The following is a 20662-nucleotide window of genomic DNA, read 5'->3' as shown; positions in this document are numbered from 1 at the left end:
TAAGGACATCAAGTTAACAGTTAAAACAGCGTTATCTAGGTGATTCGCTGCGTACAATGCGTCAGCTATCTAGCTTTATGCGCTAGAACACGACAGCCACGACATAATAAATTTTTAGCCACTTGTTCAGGGCTTGATTGGACTGTCATCGATGTATTGAATTTACGTTACAAAACAACAATATCGACAGGGTGCTGACGGTAGGCAAGCTTTTGAAGTGCAACTTCAAATCTTAGCAATGCAATCCACTTCAGTAAACCGCATATCTTTTACAATGAAAAAGCACCCCATCTCTGGGGTGCTTAAATTAACCGAGGTTAATCTAGATTATTTAGAAATACGCGATAATACACGATTACCTTTGCGTAAGAAGTTCTTCGCAGCTTCAGCTGGAGTCGATTGACCATAATCTAAGTGTTGCATTTCTTCTGCAAATAACTCCATTAACTGAGCGTTATCTGTATAAGGTGTTGGCAACACGTCCACGGGTAACTCTTGTGCAAGCGTATAACCTTGGAATGGCAAGCTGTTGGTATCTAAACCTGCATCTTTCAAAGTTTTAAGACCAGATTTGCTTAGTGGAACACCACGCGCATCGGCCATTGCTTTAACACCTTCAGGATCATTCAACAAGAAGTTAACTAACTTAGCAGCCGCTTCTGGGTGCTTAGTGTTACGACCAATCGAGAACATCATTGATGGGCGAGTTAACAGGCCTGAATCAGTTGCACCAGGCGCCATTGGGTATGGACCTAATTCCATTGATTGTGGTGGAGCTAAGTTGTTAGCGTATTTCTTGATTGATGTATTCCACATGTACAAACCGCCAAAGTGACCATCGATCCAAGGGCGCATTTCGTTCATATTACCTTTACCGTAAGAAGCGAACTGCTTGGTAGAAGGGAATACATGATTTTCAACCATGTCGACGTAAACTTGGAAGAACTCACTCATTTCTTTTTGGCTGAAGTCTAATAAGTTTGAATCATGATTGATGATGTCTTTACCGTATTTTTGAATGAAAATTGAACGGTTAATTGCAAATACGTCACGCGACTCTACAACCAACGGGAAGTAGTCTGCGCCCAATTTAGCTTTGAAAGCTTGACCAGCAGTTTTAAAGTCTTCCCAAGTTTTAGGGTAGTCAACGCCAGCTTTAGCCCAAGAGTCTTTGTTGTAGTAAAAAACACGCGAAGTAATACTAACTGGCAAACCATTAATTTTGCCATCAATAGTAGTCATATTAAGCGCAGTTTTAGGGAAATTATCTAAATGCAAAGCACCGGCTTGACCATTCATGTCGTAGAATCCGGTACCATTTTTAGAGAAGATAGGTAACCAGTTCCAGTTGGTTTGCATAACATCAGGCTCAGTATTACCAGCAACCTGGGTGGTCAAACGAGACAAGTGACCACTCCAACCAGTGTATTCACCTTTTACCACGATATCAGGGTACTTCTCATGGAATTTTTCGATGGCTTTTAAGGTTGCCTGGTGACGACTGTTACCGCCCCACCAAGACATACGCAATTCTGTTTGTGCATATGCACTCGCAGTCATTGCTCCAAGAGTTAGCGCTGTTAGGGTCGCCAGTAGTGTTTTCTTCATCATTATTATAGCCTCCAAGCTATTTTATTTGTGTTCAGAAATGTTCACTTCAGTTTTACTCAAGATACGCGTCCACCGATGTCCGTTGTGGACGCGCGTTACGTTTTTACTTCAAATTAATGATCTAAAGAGATATTTTTTTCAGTTGTTTTATCGAAGATATGTGACTTAGTGGTTTCCACCATAAAGGTCACATCTTTCTTCAGTTCCATATTTAGAACTGCTTTCACATCATCGATAGGAACACGTGCGGTCAATTCATGGCTGCCTACTTTGAAGTAAACAAACACTTCGTGCCCCATATTTTCCATACGAATAACGTCGCCTTTCAAGGTTTGTTCACCCGCAACGTTCTCGGCAGTTAAGGCCAGAGAAATATTATCTGGACGAACCCCAAATACAGTGTCAGTAAAACCATTGGCACGAATATTCGCGACTTTTTGAGGCGGCAAGGTCAAAATCTGACCATCAAGGTTAACCACTAATGAGTCATCTTTTTCCTCAAGTTTCACGTCGAACAAGTTCATCTCAGGCGCGCCAATAAAGCTCGCTACGAACATGTTCACTGGGTTGTTGTACAAATCTTCAGGTGTATCAACCTGCATGATTTCACCCAGTTTCATCACACAGATGCGGTCACCCATGGTCATCGCTTCAGTTTGGTCATGGGTTACATAAACCGCTGTAGCCGGACGATTCTCTGTTTTTAAGTGTTTATGCAAGTCAGAAATACGAACCCGCATTGAAGCACGCAGTTTGGCATCAAGGTTTGATAGTGGCTCATCGAATAAGAACACTTCAGGTTTCTTAACAATCGCTCGACCTACCGCAACACGTTGCGCCTGACCACCAGAGAGCTGACGAGGCAAACGGTCAAGTAAGTCTTCAATTTCTAAGACTGCTGCCGCTTCATTTACTCGTTGTTCAATCTCGGTTTTAGGTAATTTTTGTAGTTTCAAACCAAAACCTAAGTTTTCTGCCACAGTCATGTGTGGGTACAAAGCATAGTTTTGGAAAACCATCGCAATACCACGGTCTTTCGGTGCAAGGTTATTCACTACCTTCTCACCAATGGTGACTTCACCACCGGTGATGGTTTCTAAACCAGCAAGCATGCGTAGGGTTGTTGATTTTGCACAGCCTGATGGGCCCACAATTACCAAGAACTCGCCATCTCGAATGGTTAAATCGATGCCATGAACGGCCTTAAAACCATTTGAATATACTTTTTCTAACTTTTTAAATTTAACTTCTGCCATTGTCTTAACTCCGAAAACTAACCTTTAATACCACTGCTTGCAGCACCTTCAACGAAGTACTTCTGAGACATGAAGAACACTACGATTGAAGGAATAATTGCGATAGACGCCATTGCTAGGATTTCATTCCATCTAGCACCTTCGGTAACGTCGATAGACATTTTCAGAGCTAAAGCAATTGGGTACTTCTCTACGCTTGATACATAAATAAGTGGGCCGAGGAAGTCGTTCACCGACCACATGAATTGGAACAATGCTACCGAGATAATCGCAGGGCGAATCACCGGTACCACGACGTACCATAAAATTTGGAACGAATTACAACCGTCAATCATGGCTGCTTCTTCCATATCGGTTGGGATACCCCGTAAAAACTGAACCAACATGAATACGAAGAAACCTTGAGTTGCAAATGCCAACGGTAAGTAAAGTGGCAAGTAGCTATCCAATAAACCCATTTCGCGGAACATCAAGTACTGAGGGATCAGCAATACTGATTGAGGTAATAAGATGGTGGCAATCAAGGTTGCAAACCAAAAACCTTTCCAGGGGATCTCAAAACGAGCGAAGCCATAAGCAACAATCGTTGAAGAAACCACAGTAAAGAATACTTTTGGCAATACATATGCAAAGGTATTGTAGATGTAATGACCAAAGGTAAATTCGGTACCAGTTTTCCAACCGTTGATGAAACCTTCCATGCTCCACTCATGTGGCCACAGGCTCATAGAGCTAAAGATTTCATGGTTTGGTTTTAACGACGCAGAGAACATCCATAATAAAGGATAAAGCATCGCAAAACCGACAGCACCTAAGATAATGTAACGGATGGTCGCGTTAATTTTCTCACGACGAATAGTACGGTCGTTTTCTTTATTCGCCAAAGCAACTTGTGCTTTTTCGGCTGTAGACATAGAAGTAGCCATTATGCCTTACCTCCTTTATCACCTGAGTAGAATACCCAGTATTTAGATGAACGGAATGCGATTGCAGTGAAGATGGCAACAACAACAAACAGAGCCCATGCCAATGCACTACCGTAGCCCATATCAAAGAACTTAAACGCCGTCTCGTAAATATAAAGAGAGATGAGGTAAGTCGACTTCATGGGGCCGCCACCAGTCACCACATAAGGAGCGGTAAACTCTTGGAAAGCCTGAGTGGTTTGCATAATGAAGTTAAAGAAAATTACAGGTGTAATCAGTGGCACCGTCACTTTCATGAACATTTGCCATTTACTAGCACCATCAATTAAAGCGGCTTCATATTGAGACTGAGGCACGTTTTGCAATGCAGCAAGGAAGATAACCATCGCCGAACCAAACTGCCAAGCCCGTAACAAAGTAATCGAGAACAACGCAAATGCAGGTTCGCCTAACCAGTTAATTGGATCGGCACCAACCACCGCTAACAAACCGTTCAATACGCCGTCAATCGCGAACAAAGCTCGCCACAATACCGCAATTGCAATACTACTACCCAAGATAGAAGGAATGTAGTAAGCCGTACGGAAGAACCCAATACCTTTTAGTTTAAAGTTAAGAAGGAAAGCAATAAAAAGAGCAAATGCCAATTTTACTGGGATTGTCAAAAAAACGTACATAAATGTCACGCCCATTGACTTCCAAAACAAATCGTCCTCAGCGAGCATATAACGATAATTTTCAATGCCGACAAATTTAGGCGTTGTCATCAAATCATAATCGGTAAAGCTCATAAAAAACGATGATATAAATGGAAAAGCGGTAAACACTATCAACCCTATAATATAGGGGGATAGGTACGCTAAACCAAGCCTACGACTTTCATACATTTTTTCGTCCTTAATAGTTCTAGTAATCCTCTAAAAAGTGGCGGACTGTGTATAACACCACCTTTTAGCTGTTAGCTATATTAAACACGCAGAAATCCATAAGTGCCACTCAATAAAACCATAAATGTGATCAGTGATTTTATTTTTTAAAAGATATCTACAAAAAATGTGAAACATCGTTCCGTTATTTGAGTTGAATACCATCTACCCCAACAATAACGAGATCTACATCACACTTCTGTCATGACAAAAACGTCCATAAATGGCTGCATTGATGTCAGGAAAAATTTAAACTGGGGATAAAGACGATCAGGCGATTCAGCTTGGTGCTATATCCTGAAACTAGAAAAAATTATAGCGCTTAATGTTATTTTTAAGAAAGTCACCAACATTAGAACACTCTAATTTAGTGTGTTGTGTTGACTAGGCATTATTTTACAGACAAGTCTGAGTGGTAAACATCGCGGAACCAGAAAGATCAATACCTATATAAAGTATAACAACTCTAATTTGTTAAGACATAAATAGAGCAACAGCATTCCAACATATTTGATTCGGCTAAAGTACGACTCTGCGTGTTGATTTATATCTCTAAAAGTGAGCGACAAAATAATGAGAATTTGACATACAACAAGTTTCGAATGAACGGAAATCGATGCAAGCGCCCAGCCATAGAGCTAAGTCTTAGATGGGCTTCCAAAAAACACCAAATAAATGGCAACAATATTAACTCTTTATCATTACTGTCATAACAAACAACAAAACAAACTAAAAGTCATTTAAAATCAACACCTTAAAAACAAACCAAACGAGTAGCCAGTTGATGAGAGCTACTAACCTTCAAATATAACGGGTTGCCAGTAAGGACCAGTCATAGGAGATTTTGAGAAGTCAGCGGTCCACAAGCCGATAATCGCATAAAATGAGTTTATGCATAGCTTGAATTTTAAATCTAAACGAACAAACAGTTAATAACTAAAGAGTCAACAGATGGTGGTTTGTGAGCGACTGCACATGATTTAGCGATACAGCTATCGGTAATAGTCTATTCAAAGACGATACTAAATTACAGTTGATGCAACTCACGAAAATTAAAAACAACTTTCATATAAAAATTTAATTTCACAAACAACAAAACCCTAGCTCTTAAATAAAGAGGTCTATCGAAAAGCTTCTTTTGATTAATTATTCACGATATGGCGAAAACGTTACCAAAAATTGCTAAATAAAGACTATCAAATGCATCAAATATGTTCATTGGCACGGTGCTGTGTCAACCATAAATGAAGTGCTAGCACCAACATTCTCCGGAGCTAGATCACAAATATAACTGTCAATATTTATCACTATTTATATTGGATCACATTTCTCTGCTAACCCATCTTTACAAAACAAAAACAGCACTTATATTGAACTCGTGTACCCATTAAAACAAAACGGAGTTTCATAATGAGAAAAAGCACTATTGCAACCGCAGTTCTCGTTGGCTTATTCGCAAGTGCGACAGTCAGCGCGGCAACTGTAAACATGCGTCACGAATACCAACCATCTTATAAAGGTAACAATGCGAAACACAAAGACCGTATTTCGATTAGTCACCGTCTTAAAAATGGTATTGGTTTCGAAGTAGAAGCCAAGTGGGCAAACAATAAAAATGATGACGCTTTCGGTGATTACACTGGTTCTGGCCAACAAGCCAACATCAGCTACCTATACAAAATCGGCAAGTCTGGCTTCTCGCTAAAACCACAATATAAGTGGGAATCTGGCTCAACTAAATTAAGTCACCAGTTCAACTTGACCCTGGGTTACAAAATTAACAAAGCTTGGGCAGTTTCTTGGCGTCATCGTTACAACTACGAAAGACAGAGTTCAACTGTAGACAAGCCAAATAACCACTACAATCGTTGGACCTTCGAAGCTGGTTATAAAGGCTTTGAAGATTGGAATCTCGGCGCGTCAGTTGATTACACTTGGAACAGTGCTAACAAAGGTAACGCTTGGGAAGATAAAAAAGCTTGGTTCAGTGAGTTTAATACCAAAGCGACTTATACAGGATTCGAAGGTAACTGGTCTCCATTTATTGAAATTGGCTTAGCACCAGACAAAGATAAAGACGCCAACAATAAATATGACAATGCTTGGGGTGTAGGTTCTCCTAAAGCGGCAAAAGATATCTGGCGTCCTCGCTTCCGTATCGGTATGAAATACAAGTTCTAAGCTAGTCACATAGTTACTACTTTTTAAACCAAGGCCTATTTTGATTCTCCTTTTCAAAATAGGCTTTTTTAATATAGGTATCCCTAATGAAATTATCGACCGTTGTAGTCTGCGTTTCCTCGGCCTTCACGCTCAATGCGTTGAATGCCTATGCCGCAAGTGCGGATGATTTAGTCTGGCAAGCCATTACCTTTGGCCAATCCACCGACCTTAACTTTGGCTCCACTATTTTGCCGGAAAAAGTTGGTACCAATCAGGTCACCGTGGATGGACAGCCCGTGCAACCTGGCCCCGTGGCCAATCAATTCACCATTGAAAGCCGTGGTGGAAAAATTGCCAATTCTCATGAAGGGATGACCTTCTATTACACCAAGCTGCCCACCGATGTAAATTTTAGTCTTTCAGCCACCGTAACTTTAGAACAATTAGGCCCAGAAACGGGCTCTAAACCCAATCGCCAAGAAGGTGCAGGCATTATGCTGCGCGATGTGATCGGTAAACCACGACTCGATCCTCAGCCTGAAGGTTTAGAAGAATTTCCGGCGGCATCCAACATGGTTGCAGCCATCTTACGTGCCAATAAAAAAGCCAACAATGGCTTAATCAATATCAACGCCACTTACCGTGAAGGCATTTACCAGCCTTGGGGAACAGGCGGAAACCGGATGAAACGCGACGAGTTCATCAAAGGCATCCCCTACGGCCTTGCACAAACTTATCAAATCAGTTTAACCCGAACCAACACCGGTTACAGTGTTAGCTATCGCCATGGTGAGCTTGAACAAATCCAAGCAGTCAAAGGGGCCAATGCCAACATAGTTGAAATGCAAGACCCTGCCCATCAATACCTTGGCTTCTTTGCTTCACGGAATGCGAAAGTGACCGTGAGCAAGGTAAAACTCCAACTAAGCAAAGCCAACACCGCGGATGCGCCCCGTTTTGTTGCCAAAATGGAAACTCCGATTGTACAAGCGATGTCTCCTGAGGTCTCGGCGACCAATCATTACACCGTACAAGCCCAAGCCAATTACAGTGGTCAATTTAGCCTGAGCCAAGATGGACAGAGTTTGGTGGAAAACCAGCATGTGGCTGCGGGCGAAATGTTTAGCTACCCCACACAATTAGCACAAAGCAATACTAAGTTTGATCTGAGCTTCACGCCACTGGAAGGTCCAGATACCAGTGCGATTCAAACTCAGTATAAGGTGGTGAAACAAGCGCTGAAGAACCCAATGCAAATTTTGGTGAATCCACAGGGTGACAATGGTCGACTCAGCTTAGCCGACGCCATTCAACTGGTCCCCCCGGGCGGCACAATTTTACTCGAGGACGGCGATTACCCAGGTTTAGAAATCCCTATCTCTGCCAGTGGTACCCCCGACCATATGAAAACCCTAAAAGCCAAGGGCAACAAGGTTCGCATTACCGACGCCTACCTGCATGATGCGAGTTACTGGAATATATCCGGTCTTGAAGTGATTGGCGCCCGAACCAATGTTCACGGCAGTCACAATAATTTTGCTCACATGGTCACTCATCAATCCCCCGATACTGGTTTTCAGATCTCGTCAGCCAAGGGCATTGGGCGTGCGTTATGGGCCAGCTATAACGTGGTTAGCGATAGCATTAGCTTTAACAATATGGATGATTCGCAAATTAATGCCGACGGTTTTGCGGCAAAAATACGTGTCGGTGATGGTAATACTTTCATTCGTTGTATCTCTCACCACAATATTGACGACGGCTGGGATTTATTCAATAAGGTCGAAGATGGCTCTAATGGTGCGGTGACAATTATTGACTCCATTTCCTACATGAACGGTCAAACCTTAACCGTAAAAGGCAAAGGAGGCACCCGCGGCAATGGCTTTAAACTAGGCGGGGAAGGTCTGCCGGTTGCCCATGTGGTGAAAAACAGTATCGCCTTCCATAACAACATGGATGGATTTACCGACAACTTCAATCCTGGTTCATTGATACTAGAAAATAACGTCGCTATCGATAACGCTCGCTTCAATTTCTTGTTTCGCAAGAGCCCCTATTCTGACGCAGTCAAACAAGGTGACTTCACCGATAATCAATCCTATCGCTTCTTTGTTAAGAGTAAATACAGTGATGTGGTCAATGCCAGCAAACTCAATGGCAACCAATTTATTATTGATGGAAAAACCACTGACCAAAATGGCAATTTAGTAGACATCAGCCAATTAGATGAATTAAAAGCCGCGTCAAAAGTGAATACTCAAGACAAGGTTCCAGGGGACGCGCAAGCCAAAAAATTACAACAACTACTAAAATAGACGATCGGTAAGTTCATCGTTCAATGAAGGCTTATGCTCTTAGTCAATCAAGGGCTAAGCCTTTACTCATGGTGACACAAAGCGAGTCGTTAGCCGCGTCACAGAAACAAAAAAATATCATTATTAGGAACAACTTAAGTTAATAAAAGCAGATGTACTTATGATAAACAACACGCATCTTCGGTAAAATATTCTCTATAAAATTAACTTTTACGATGAAATATCAACCGACTAAACTCGAATGATTGATATTGCACATTTGGCTTTTCAAAATGATGCTGATTAAGGACTACTATGTTTGCAGCTTATAAAAATCGTAGCGTAGGCTTTCAACTTAAACTGGTGATTGTCTTCTGCCTCGTCATCGCATTTAGCGGGATCGCAACCTTAGTTTATCAAAACGCCTCAAAGCTGTTGTTAGAAACCAGCTTAAGGGAGCAGCAATCGAAACTAGATGCTGTCGCACAAACGGTAAGCGGTCAATTTAATGCCTATTTGGATTCGACTAAAGTGCTTAGCTCTACCTTTAAGAATGGTTATTTAGCTGGCTATGAAGTCGAAACCACCATTCTTGATTACGCAAACAAGAAGATCCAAAACGTTAGCCTATACGGCATGCCCTTGATCCATAACGAAGATCTAGTCGATACCTTTACCCAAGATACCGGAGCCTTTGCCACCATCTACTCCGCAATGGGCGATCAATGGTTAAGCATCGCCAGTTCTCTCAAAAATGACAGCGACCAACGTGATTTAAACCATGTTATCGATAGCCAGCATCCTGCTTATCAGGCCTTAAGCCAGGCGACTCCTTTTGCACAACAAACGGTCCGTTATGGTCATAGCTACATCGTATATTTTGATCCGATTAAAGACTCTGAAGGCAAAGTCGGTGCGGTGTTTGCGGTCTCTTTACCCGTAGAAAAAGCCACTGCTGCGATCCTCGCATCTTTAACCAACATCAAGTGGGGCAGCACTGGCACCACCATCGTCGCCGATCAGGAAGCTGAGCACCAAGGTCAATACCTACTCGGTTCAATTGGTAATAATGAAACTAACTTGCTCAAATTTAGTGATGCCGATGGGCAGCAACCTTTTGCTAACTTAAGCGATAGCCAACAAGGCATGATCCGCTTCCCTGTTGAAGTGGATGGCAAACGTTTAGAAAAATATTTGGTCTATACCCAGGTACCAGGTTGGAACTGGCGACTCATTGGGGGGACTTTGGTGAATGAGTTGACCAAAGATAGCCAAACACTACTCAAATTAATTGCTGTGATTGCACTTGCGATTGGCCTTGTCACCTACGCCGTCATGACCTTAATTATTAAGCAAACCATTCGCCCACTAAGTCGCCTGAAAGTGTTTATGGACCGTTTGGGTCAAGGCGAGGTAAGTATCTCGGTGCCAACTGGCTCTAGTCAGTCCCAGAATGAAATTGAACAGTTAACTCAAGGCGTCGCCAAAATGGCAGCCCAATTACACTCACTAGTAGGAGAAATCAATCAAACCAGTAATCAGGTTAATGAGCAGTCTTCCAATGTGGCGCGCCATGCCGATACCAACTTGACTCAATCGGATTTACAACAGCAAAAAGTAGAGTTGGTGGTGAGTGCAACCGAACAACTCGCAGCCTCTGCCCAATCGGTTGCCGAGCAAGTAGAAACCATTGCTGAAAATGTGCGTTTAGCTGATGTCGACACAAAATCGGGTTTAGAGGTGGTCGATCATGTCCGCAATAACATCGTATTATTAAACGATCAGCTCAACAGCTCCTCGCAAGCGATAGAACAAGTTGAAAAAGACAGCCAGCTTATCTATAACATCACCAAGATGATCGATGAAATTGCTGAACAAACCAACCTACTCGCCTTGAATGCTGCCATCGAAGCAGCCAGAGCCGGCGAACAAGGCCGTGGCTTTGCGGTGGTTGCCGATGAAGTTCGCACCCTCGCCCACCGAACCCAAGTCTCCGTGAAGGACGTGGTAGACATTATGGGACAACTGAAAAATTCAACGGATAATGCTGTTGGCCTTACCGAGAAAAGTCGCCAACAGGCAAATGCACTGTTATCACAATCGGAGAATGCGGGTTCTTCTCTAGAAGCGATCGCATCGCAAGTCTCAGCAATCGCCGAACAGTCACATTCCATCGCTACCATCGCCGAGCAACAAGCTCAGGTTTCTTTACAGGTTGCCAGTAATTCAAGTGAAATCCACGAACTCAATCGAGAGAGCCATTCCACCAGCCTAGAAACCGCTGAAAGTGCTCGGGCACTACAACAACAGGCTGATTCCCTCAAAGAACAGTTTAATTTCTTCCACTAAATACAGTGCGAGTCTGCCCTCATGTAGACTCGCCAATCACTGAAGACTATGCCGAATAAAACAATCCCTAATCACATCCAGCAAGTAACTGTGTCTCTGCAAGCAGACGCCGATTTTAGTTCGATCCAACAGGCGCTCGACAACGCACCAGATGATCATTCACCCTATTTAATTTATATAGCCAACGGTCGTTATCAAGAAAAGATTAAAGTGACTCGAGCGAACACCCAGCTCATCGGCGAAAGCCAAACCCACTGCATTGTCAGTGCCACTATGGCCAACGGCATGATTGACTCGCAAGGTAGGAAATTTGCCACCTTTAATAGTTACACGCTTTGTATTGACGCAGCTGACGTACAGATCCGCTCGCTAAGCATTGAAAATGGCTTTGATTTTCCAGCCAATGCGGCTAAAGCGGAAGGTGACCCAAGCAAACTAAAACATACCCAAGCAGTCGCCCTCGCCTTAGGTGACAATGCCGACCGCGTTCAGTTAATCGATCTCGATCTGCAAAGCTATCAAGATACCCTGTATTTACGTGCCGGACGTTGTTACTTGAGCCACTGCCGTATCGCTGGCACCATCGACTTCATTTTCGGAGGCGGAGTTGCCCTCATCGACAAATGCGAGATCGTAGCTCGTAATCGAGAAGCGCAACACCACGAGCAAGTCTATGGCTATATTAGTGCGCCTTGTACCGACATCAAGCAAACACATGGCTTGGTATTTCGCCATTGCCAGCTCAGCAAAGAGCCCGGAGTACCAGCTAATAGTTATGCTTTAGGACGGCCATGGCACCCAACCACACAATTTAGTGATGGTAACTATGCCGACCCTAAGGCAATTGGGCATGTCGCCTTTATCAATTGTGAACTCGACGACCACCTCTACGGATGGGATAAAATGAGCGGTCGGGATATCCAGCAAAATATTATTTGGTTCAGGCCTGAAAATTCTCGTTTTTGGGAATACAACAATAGCGGTGCGGGTGCCAAATCACGCGATAAACAACGACCTCAGCTCACAGAACAACAAATGCAGCATTATCAACTAGAGCATATTTTCGGCGATTGGCGGCCCTCGTTGTACCAAGCTAACCAAGCCGAATAAGATGATTCTGGATCAATTTCGATTCAGTCGACAAGCGTCAGGCCAATTCAAAATAGTTTGAGGCCAGCTCTTTAAAAAGCTTCGTTACCCGGCTTGTCACTGATGAGGCTGAGCCAACTTGATATGCAGCCTCAATCGATATACATCATACAAAAATTACACTCAGGTAGATAAACTGAAATATTCAGTTTATCTACCTGAGTGTAATTTTAAAGGAAAATGTCTATCTTCATCAACCAGAGAGCTTGCCTCACCCGCTTTAGCCTCGATAAAAATACGCCTTTACCAGCCTGGCAAAAGGTCATGAAAGAGCCTTCGTCAGCCGCTTTTCAAGTGTTCGTAGAGGCCACGATAGCTTCCAAGTGAAGGAACGATATGCACTCTCAAACAAGTTACGGTAATCACTTTCTGAACGTTGCAACCGCAATATATGTTCCACCAGGACAGGGTCTAATTGGGACAAATATTGCTGATATTGTTGATAAAGTTGCTCAACCAAGTCGGGATCTCCAGCCAAAATGGCCTGATAGGTTTGCTCTGCCAATCGAGCAAGCTCGCCTTCCCGGTGAACGGCAGATGCAACATTTCTACGAAGCTTCTGCTCAATGAAACTACCACTGCCTTGGGTTGTGAGGTCCAGTTCAAAACGTTCAGATATTTGCCTCCTCACCGTTTCAGGCGAAGCCAATAAGTCAGCAAAGTCTACGACTAAACGAGAACTTTGATTAGTTTCACGATAGGCCAAGAAATTGTAATTAAGCCATAACATTAGACCTTTAGCCTGAGAAAAACCATCACGCTTCGCCAATGAGCCCGCCACCTCAACAGGATTACGGATCATCAATAAGTAATTAATCTGGGCTGGACTTCGCTCTAACACTGGCCGCCATAGAGGCAATAATACGGATACCCGAGGGTCTTTCATTCCCCATACTGCTGAACCAGCATATTCCTGTTCAATCAATTGCAGTGCCCGTTGTTGCCATGCCTCAGAAAAACTGCGAGCCGGATGAAGGCAATAACAAGGGTCTTCCCAAGAACTACCTAATTCATCAAATAACTGATCGTTGAAGTCGACTAAATGAGCATTTTCCCAGAAACCTTTATCATTGACCCCTGCTTGCGCTTTAAATAGGTGTTTACCCATAAAAACACCAAACTGGGCAAGCTCACCCGATAAGGCTGAAGTCCCACTGCGATGCATGCCAATAACGATGATGGCCTTTGCTTCCATAACAATATCCTTTGACTTTATTTGGCCGGTTTTAGCAAGCGAACCTTTGCGAACCATGATTAATAATGTTCACTCAATCATTCTCAGTTAGTCATTCTCAAAACCGTCGCTCGAGCTGCTAAGCCGCAGTTCACCATGAACTTAAACTTGAACTTGAACTTAAACTTAAACTTAAGAGCAATTTCAATAATCTTACACCGCTGCCCAAGATCCATCATTCTCAGTTAGTCATTCTCAAAATCGTCGCTTGAGCTGCTGAGCCGCAGTTCACCATGAACTTAAACTTGAACTTAAACTTAAACTTAAGAGCAATTTCAATAATCTTACACCGCTGCCCAAGATCCATCATTCTCAGTTAGTCATTCTCAAAATCGTCGCTTGAGCTGCTGGGCCGCAGTTAATAGTGGACTTGGGATCAATTTCAATAAATATCCCCTCAGTCTCATGTGCAAATTAGCATGACACTGGTCAGCCAACAGTAAACTGCTACCCGCTAACTTAAATTCACCAGAGAACACATAATTTTTAGCATAACGCCGATGGATTGCTGACTTTATTTCAGCCCAGTTAATACCGGGGAACTCAGCCCCATATTCTGCTTCAATTTTATTGATACAAACCAACTCCGCTTGATGCATTTTCTGATCATTAAGAGAATAATTATTTTCGTGAATAATATGCTTTGCAAGAGGAGCAGAAACATAGTCAAATCGACAATAGCGGGATAGCTTCAGCCACAGATGCCAATCATCAACGCCCATCAGACGTCGATCATCATCGAAACCAGAGACCCTTAAAATCATATCTTTGCGAGCAATAACGGTGCAACACATGATCAGGTTTTCATTGACCAAGTCTCTTCGGATTTGTTGTTGCTGCAGAGGCTTTAGTCGAGTTTGTTTGGTCTGCTTAAACTGACAGAGCTCCACATAGGCATTACTAAAGACTAAGCCGACCTCAGGGTCATCGAATAAGGGGAGTTGAGAAGAGAGTTTGTGACTTTCCCACAAATCATCTTGATCACAAAAAGCAATAAAGGGCGCGCGCGACTGCTCTATCGCAAAGTTTCTAGCATGGGCAACGCCCCCATTGGGTTTACTAAACGCCCTTATCTTGGGATTGCTGCTGGCAAGTGATTCAATCAACGACCTTGAACCATCCGTTGAACCATCATCTACCAATATAATTTCGAAATCTGAAAAATCTTGTTGTAGTACTGAATCAACGGAGGCTTCAAGTAAACGCTCTCCGTTGTATACGGGAATAACAACGGACACCAAACACGCAGCCATTATCAACTCCCTGTTTTTTGACTAAATTAACTGCTTCCTACAAAGATTAGCTTAAGACGCGCCTTATACAACAATAAACGAGCAGCAAAACTCGGGGCTTCACTTAACGCCTGTTTAATAATCGGGATTGCGGCCTTAGGTTGGCCGCGCCAAATCAACTCGCGGGCCCAATTTAGGCGAACCTTAGCTTTAATCATCGGCGCAATAGCCTCGAGCTTACGAGCCGGTTTAGTCGTAAGAAATCGGTCAATCACTTCCAAATTATCCGCATAAGAACAGAGTTGAGAACCCAGGCTGTTCTCAACACTTTTTTTATGCACCAGCACTCGATTAACAAAGCCAATCATGCCAAGGCTGGCAATTTTATAATAAACATCGATATCTTCGGCGGTAAGTAAACGAGTATCAAATAAACCGATGCTCAGTAATAACTCACGTTTCACCAGTACCGTTGAAGTCGTCAAATAAGGGTTAATGAATATTTGTTCGATAGTTTTATCTTCAAATGTGAGTCCACTTTCGGTCTCAGTTTGGTTCAACTCACTATCGTCACTACAATCTCGAGTATAACAAGCCACCCAATGGGGGTTTTCCTGCATCGCTTGGAGTTGAATCGCCAATTTATCCGGATGCCAATAATCATCAGCATCTAAAAAGGCAATCAAATCACTGGTGGCAACGCTTATCCCTGCATTTCGCGCCGCAGAAACCCCAGCATTTTGTTGCTCGATATAAATAATACGATCCAAATATCCACTTAAAATGTCTGCAGTTGCATCGCTAGATCCGTCATTCACCACGATAATTTCGCTCGCAACAGCTGACTGAGCCAATACCGAAAGGATGGCTTTTTCGATAAAACTTTGAGCATTATAAGCTGGGATAATGACACTCACAGTTAAGTTATCTTGCATAAGTTCCAGCTTCCGCACTGCTATATTGCATTTGTTCAACGGCATCATTCAGTTGCTGTAACAAACGATTTTGTAAATTTTCATCGCTCAGATAACAACGCTTAGTGTTGGCAAGCGCAGCTAGATTGGCAATGGTTTCATCTTTACTCTTTATACTTGAGTTTCGAGCTTGTGGTGGATACCAATCTTTCCCAAAACCAAAGGATCGCACCGTACGTTTAAACTCATCTTTAAGATACTGCTTGGTACCAACATTAGCATAATGAATATACGGTCTTATCGTTGTCGGTTGGAAGTCAATATTGATGGTGTCTAACCAATCTTTCCATTTTACGGTATTCACTTTGTCCGATAATAAAACTGGATGCCAAGGGATCCGCAAAGCATCGGCGACAATCGCACCATGCATTGCTTCGCAAAGCATTAAACGACACTGCTGCATCTCTGCAAATACTCGCTCAACCGACCATTCAGGAGAAATAAACCGGTAACCACAGCTCTCTGCGATATTTTGCCAGTCGGCACTACGACAACTTAAATAATGCGGCATAAAGCCAATATCACCACTGGCTTGATGTTCTGGCTGCATCACATTGCGTAACAACAGTGCCGAATCAGTGATCGCACAACTGGGATCTAAATTCAGTGATTTTGCTGAATAAGGCCCACGCACGGCATGCACTTTCCAAAGCTCAGTCACTTGGGGGATGTCGCCATATCCCACGCCTGAACCAACAATATGTAGAGTTTTATCACTTGGTAAATGATGATTGAGCAAGGTACCTATACCGACTAACAATTCAGAGGGATCATCATTGAAAAAGTCAGGAAGTAGCTTCGGCCATAACCAAGGATTTAAGTCATCGCCAAAGTTGCCGATGTCGTCTTTATAATAAAATAGCTGCATCAGCGATACTCTCGCCATTGATGATGAATCGTACTTTGCTGCATAGCGGTTCTCATAAACTCACTTTCAAGGTGATATAAACTGCGATAATAATCGCCCAGGCATAAAACATACAACGCCATACCATTTGTGCGGATAGCAGTTCTGCCAATACCGGGCGGATTTTCATCAAACGAAGGTGACTCGCGGTTTGCATTCCCATAAAGATAAACAACAACAATGTAAATTGTCGACTAAGGAAAAATGCAGTCACCATAAAGCCGACCATAGAATAAAATAAGGTCTTATTGAGACTGGCTTCTTCTGCGTATTGTTCCAGTTTCTCTTTTTCAAGCTCGGCGCTCAACTGGTCATCATTCTCAAGCTCTGCGTCAGAACGCTTTAAAAACATATATCCAATCAGCATATTTAGGATCAAAGTGCCGCCCCAAAAACTGTAACCCGGCACCCCGAGTTCAGCGGCGACATGAACATAAGAGTTATGTGCAACAATGCCATGGACGTCCACAAAATTGCCCATGCCAACACCAAATACCGGACTAGAAATCAACATTTGAATACCATCGTACCATGCATCAAGTCGCCCATGAGCGGATGACTCGGAAGCCGATAAGCCCCCAAACGAAGCCAACAATGTTGCGGCAATGGGGGCGCTAAACACGATAAATAACACCAGGCGAGCGCCCGCATTACTGATTAAAAAATAAATCGCTATCACTGCGATAGAACCCAACAAGGTGCCTCGCGAGCCAGTCATATAGACGCCGTAGCCTAGGGCCACAAGCGCAGCTAACATTAATAATTTAACTAATTTACCGCCACGGCCATAAAAATACCCCACAAAAGGAATATTCATCACTAAAAACATACCTAAGTCATTTGGATCACTGAAGAAGCCCAGATAACTAATCCGCATCTCCTCTCGACCTACCGTAATACTGCCACCGATCCCAGAGCCAAAACGGCCATTAAACGTACTTTGCTGTACATGCCCGTTATATACCATGCCAAGGGCAGCAATAATGCAAACCACCATCAACCAACGCTGCCGACTAGGTGAAGTGATTAATACGCTGTACAAAAAGAATGGCACGATGGAACTCACAAATAAACGCTGTGCCTGAAAGATCCCGCCAGTCCCCCAGCCATTTAAAAAGGCGGACCCCATAATCAACGGCACTAAAGCTAACAACATATAATGCTGCGGGTAGAGCTTCATCGGGCGGAGCGTCAATAATGTCAATACTAAAGACGAAATCGCAAACACCTTAATGACAATATAATTCGCGGTTTCATAAGAAAACTCATGAGGACGGATCAATACCGCAATGGTGTACAGATATAAGAAAAAAAAGCCTAAAGGAGCCGTTTGCTCTTTAACCGGAAATTGTCTCCGCATCCCCTTACCCGCATTCATGTTGGAATGACTTTGTTGATTAACTTGAATAACTTTACCCTCCATGGACGTTTCGCGAGACAGAGATTAGCCATTTCTGTTTCTTCAGCAGCAAATTGCGTTTTATAGCCGCCCAACTTTCCTGCCATCATAAAATCATAAATCGTCGTTTTGCTATGCAACAGGCTCCAAACGTGTAAGGCGAAACCAGGAGAGCAATGGGCAAATTGAGCGTCATCCCAGCCAGATTGATAAAAATGTAGATGTTGTTTATCCAGCAAGAAGTAGTTTAAGGCAATCGCTTTTTGGCCAACAAACAGGCCACTCATTGCAACATGATTGGCATATTCGCGTCGAAAATCACCATGAAACTGAATAAAACGAGCCGCAGAGAATGCCCCCAATTGTCCTTGGTTTTGCCAACGCCCCTGGTGCATGGCAACCAAATCTGGCCAATAATGCTCCATCTCCGACAAGCTTAGCCATTTAAACACAGCTGACGAGTGCGCTAGTGTTTTGCTGGCTCTACGCCACTTAGAACGCCCATTACGCGATAGCTTAGCAATTGACCATTGTTCGCAATTCACCGAATAGGATTTCGCAGGATAACACTGACAGTGTTTTACTCCAGCCAACAACTGATACAAATGACTTGAGACATGAATCGCCCGACACAGCAATAAATCAAAATCGAGATTTTGTAAATACAAAGATAAAACCGGCAATGCTTGCTGTTGGTAATTCGGCATCACTAAAACATCAATATATTCCGAGGCTAACTCAGCCTCTTCTTCTTCACCTTGTGCCAACAGCGACAATTTTTTAAGACCAAAGCCTGCTTTCAAGATTTGCCGATAAAAGGGAGCAACGGCTACCAACTGCCCCTCAGCGAAGCCAGCATAGACGAGCAGCTGCCAATCCTCCTGCCAGTAAACCTTTAACCAGTGTTTAATCCACTTGAACTGACTGAACAACGAAGCTTGACAAGTATCCGCAAGTTGCTCCCATTGAGGCTCGAGGCGCATCAACTCATCCAGTTGAGTAATTACACGCCAATCTACCGCTGTTTGACTCATGCGCTAAACTCTTCCACAAAGCAAGAGACAACAGCATAGATATAAACGTCCCCAGCATCCTTGCCTACGGTGTGACATAGCCCACAGCCCATTGTTTCGTTCCCTGTAACATCACTCATCAGCGAAACTATAAGCTCGATTAGCGTAACCAGCTTAATTTAAGTTTGATGCTCAGAATCAGCATGCGCGATATACCAAGGCATGGCTCTGGCCAAACCTTGGCCGATATTAAATGCAGGCGCATAACCTAACAATTTCTGCGCCTTACCAATATCAGCTCGAGAATGTCGCACATCACCCGCCCTAAAATCACGATACTCAGGGACCGATTGTCGAACGACACCATGAATTGCTAAATTTTGTTGTAGCAACTCAAATAACTCGGTAAGGCTGGTTTGATCATTCAGTGCCACATTAAAGACTTCACTTTGACTTAAGCCCGCAGTTGCCGCCAAAATATTCATCTGCACCACGTTGTCGATAAAACAAAAATCTCGACTGGTTTGGCCATCGCCATTAATAAAGACTTGTTGCTCATCAATTAACGCCGCAGTCCATTTGGGAATGACCGCTGCATAGGCACCATTTGGATCTTGTCGTGGACCAAACACATTAAAGTAGCGCAAACCAATAGATGGAAAGGCATAAGTCCGCTCAAATACCGAACTATACAATTCATTCACATACTTGGTCACCGCATAGGGTGACAAAGGATTCCCAATGACCTCTTCAACCTTAGGTAAGTCAGGATGATCGCCATAGGTAGAGCTAGATGCAGCATAAACAAAAGCTGTGACCTGTTGTTCTTTAGCAGCCACCAGCATATTCAAAAAGCCTGAAATGTTTACGCCATTGGTGGTAATTGGATCGTTGATCGAGCGAGGCACCGAGCCCAAAGCCGCTTGATGTAAGACATAATCGGCACCTGCAACAAACTGCTTGCAGTGTTCTAGTTCTCGAATATCACCTTCTATAAATTGGAAACGCTGCCACTGCTGCTCACTCACTAAACCTTGGACTTCATCCAAATTGTGTTGATAGCCAGTGGCAAAATTATCTAAACCAATCACTCGCTGATTTAGCTTCAGTAAGGCCTCTAAGAGATTTGAGCCAATAAAACCAGCGACACCAGAAATAGCCCATACTTTGGGTTCGGCCTTTAATGTTGCGCATACCTGTTCAAAACGATTCACCATGAACTCCTA

General features: G+C 43.3%; 15 protein-coding genes. 4 read left to right on the top strand and 11 right to left on the bottom strand.

Going from position 1 to position 20662, the window contains the following annotated elements:
• Positions 1 to 327 precede the first annotated feature (327 nt).
• The 4 genes from ACRRS1_RS03050 to ACRRS1_RS03035 form a co-directional block, all read right to left on the bottom strand.
• A complete protein-coding gene (locus tag ACRRS1_RS03050; RefSeq protein WP_432464335.1) occupies positions 328 to 1611 on the bottom strand; it encodes an ABC transporter substrate-binding protein in 1284 nt (427 codons plus the stop codon).
• A gap of 113 nt (positions 1612 to 1724) precedes the next feature.
• The gene (locus ACRRS1_RS03045; RefSeq protein ID WP_432464334.1) at positions 1725 to 2867 is read right to left on the bottom strand and encodes an ABC transporter ATP-binding protein; all 1143 of its coding nucleotides are present in this window, start codon (positions 2865 to 2867) and stop codon (positions 1725 to 1727) included.
• 17 nt (positions 2868 to 2884) lie between these two features.
• Positions 2885 to 3793 (bottom strand): carbohydrate ABC transporter permease, encoded by a 909-nt coding sequence (locus ACRRS1_RS03040; RefSeq protein WP_432454632.1) that lies wholly within the window; start codon positions 3791 to 3793, stop codon positions 2885 to 2887.
• The gene (locus ACRRS1_RS03035) at positions 3793 to 4680 is read right to left on the bottom strand and encodes a carbohydrate ABC transporter permease (protein WP_432454633.1); all 888 of its coding nucleotides are present in this window, start codon (positions 4678 to 4680) and stop codon (positions 3793 to 3795) included. Before ACRRS1_RS03035 ends, ACRRS1_RS03040 begins: the two co-directional genes overlap by 1 nt.
• Positions 4681 to 6129: 1449 nt before the next feature.
• Here ACRRS1_RS03035 and ACRRS1_RS03030 point away from each other — a divergent pair.
• The 4 genes from ACRRS1_RS03030 to ACRRS1_RS03015 all read left to right on the top strand — a co-directional run bounded on the left by ACRRS1_RS03030 (position 6130) and on the right by ACRRS1_RS03015 (position 12638).
• Positions 6130 to 6900 carry an oligogalacturonate-specific porin KdgM family protein gene (locus ACRRS1_RS03030; protein ID WP_432468432.1) on the top strand — a complete coding sequence of 257 codons (771 nt, stop codon included), beginning with the start codon at positions 6130 to 6132 and terminating at the stop codon, positions 6898 to 6900.
• Positions 6901 to 6986: 86 nt separating this feature from the next.
• The gene (locus ACRRS1_RS03025) at positions 6987 to 9200 is read left to right on the top strand and encodes a right-handed parallel beta-helix repeat-containing protein (protein ID WP_432468434.1); all 2214 of its coding nucleotides are present in this window, start codon (positions 6987 to 6989) and stop codon (positions 9198 to 9200) included.
• Positions 9201 to 9494: 294 nt separating this feature from the next.
• Positions 9495 to 11528, top strand: a complete 2034-nt coding sequence (locus ACRRS1_RS03020; protein WP_432468435.1) for a methyl-accepting chemotaxis protein — start codon at positions 9495 to 9497, stop codon at positions 11526 to 11528.
• Between the two features lie 48 nt (positions 11529 to 11576).
• Entirely contained in the window at positions 11577 to 12638 is a 1062-nt protein-coding gene (locus ACRRS1_RS03015; RefSeq protein WP_432454637.1) for a pectinesterase family protein, read from the top strand.
• Between the two features lie 301 nt (positions 12639 to 12939).
• On the opposite strand, the gene ACRRS1_RS03010 is transcribed toward ACRRS1_RS03015, so the two are convergent.
• From ACRRS1_RS03010 to ACRRS1_RS02980, 7 genes are all read right to left on the bottom strand, one after another.
• On the bottom strand, positions 12940 to 13872 hold the full coding sequence (locus ACRRS1_RS03010; protein ID WP_432468436.1) for a sulfotransferase family protein: 933 nt from the start codon (positions 13870 to 13872) through the stop codon (positions 12940 to 12942).
• A gap of 365 nt (positions 13873 to 14237) precedes the next feature.
• Positions 14238 to 15164 (bottom strand): glycosyltransferase family 2 protein, encoded by a 927-nt coding sequence (locus ACRRS1_RS03005; RefSeq protein ID WP_432464328.1) that lies wholly within the window; start codon positions 15162 to 15164, stop codon positions 14238 to 14240.
• A 26-nt stretch (positions 15165 to 15190) separates the two neighbouring features.
• Complete coding sequence (locus tag ACRRS1_RS03000) at positions 15191 to 16078, bottom strand: glycosyltransferase family 2 protein (RefSeq protein WP_432468437.1); 888 nt, start codon at positions 16076 to 16078, stop codon at positions 15191 to 15193.
• Positions 16068 to 16985 (bottom strand): polysaccharide pyruvyl transferase family protein, encoded by a 918-nt coding sequence (locus ACRRS1_RS02995; RefSeq protein ID WP_432460873.1) that lies wholly within the window; start codon positions 16983 to 16985, stop codon positions 16068 to 16070. Before ACRRS1_RS02995 ends, ACRRS1_RS03000 begins: the two co-directional genes overlap by 11 nt.
• Before the next feature lie 52 nt (positions 16986 to 17037).
• Positions 17038 to 18447: an O-antigen ligase family protein gene (locus ACRRS1_RS02990; RefSeq protein WP_432454642.1), complete on the bottom strand. Its 1410-nt coding sequence runs from the start codon at positions 18445 to 18447 to the stop codon at positions 17038 to 17040.
• Positions 18399 to 19457, bottom strand: coding sequence for a GNAT family N-acetyltransferase (locus ACRRS1_RS02985; RefSeq protein ID WP_432454643.1), 1059 nt, complete (start codon positions 19455 to 19457; stop codon positions 18399 to 18401). The genes ACRRS1_RS02990 and ACRRS1_RS02985 overlap by 49 nt, the downstream gene beginning before the upstream one ends.
• A gap of 158 nt (positions 19458 to 19615) precedes the next feature.
• Positions 19616 to 20650: an NAD-dependent epimerase/dehydratase family protein gene (locus ACRRS1_RS02980; protein ID WP_432456105.1), complete on the bottom strand. Its 1035-nt coding sequence runs from the start codon at positions 20648 to 20650 to the stop codon at positions 19616 to 19618.
• Positions 20651 to 20662: the final 12 nt, after the last annotated feature.

Origin of the sequence: Agarivorans sp. Z349TD_8 (assembly GCF_050870825.2) — a bacterium.
Lineage (GTDB): Bacteria > Pseudomonadota > Gammaproteobacteria > Enterobacterales > Celerinatantimonadaceae > Agarivorans.
Note: the sequence above shows the minus strand (reverse complement) of the source record. Positions and strands in the feature narration are given on the sequence as shown.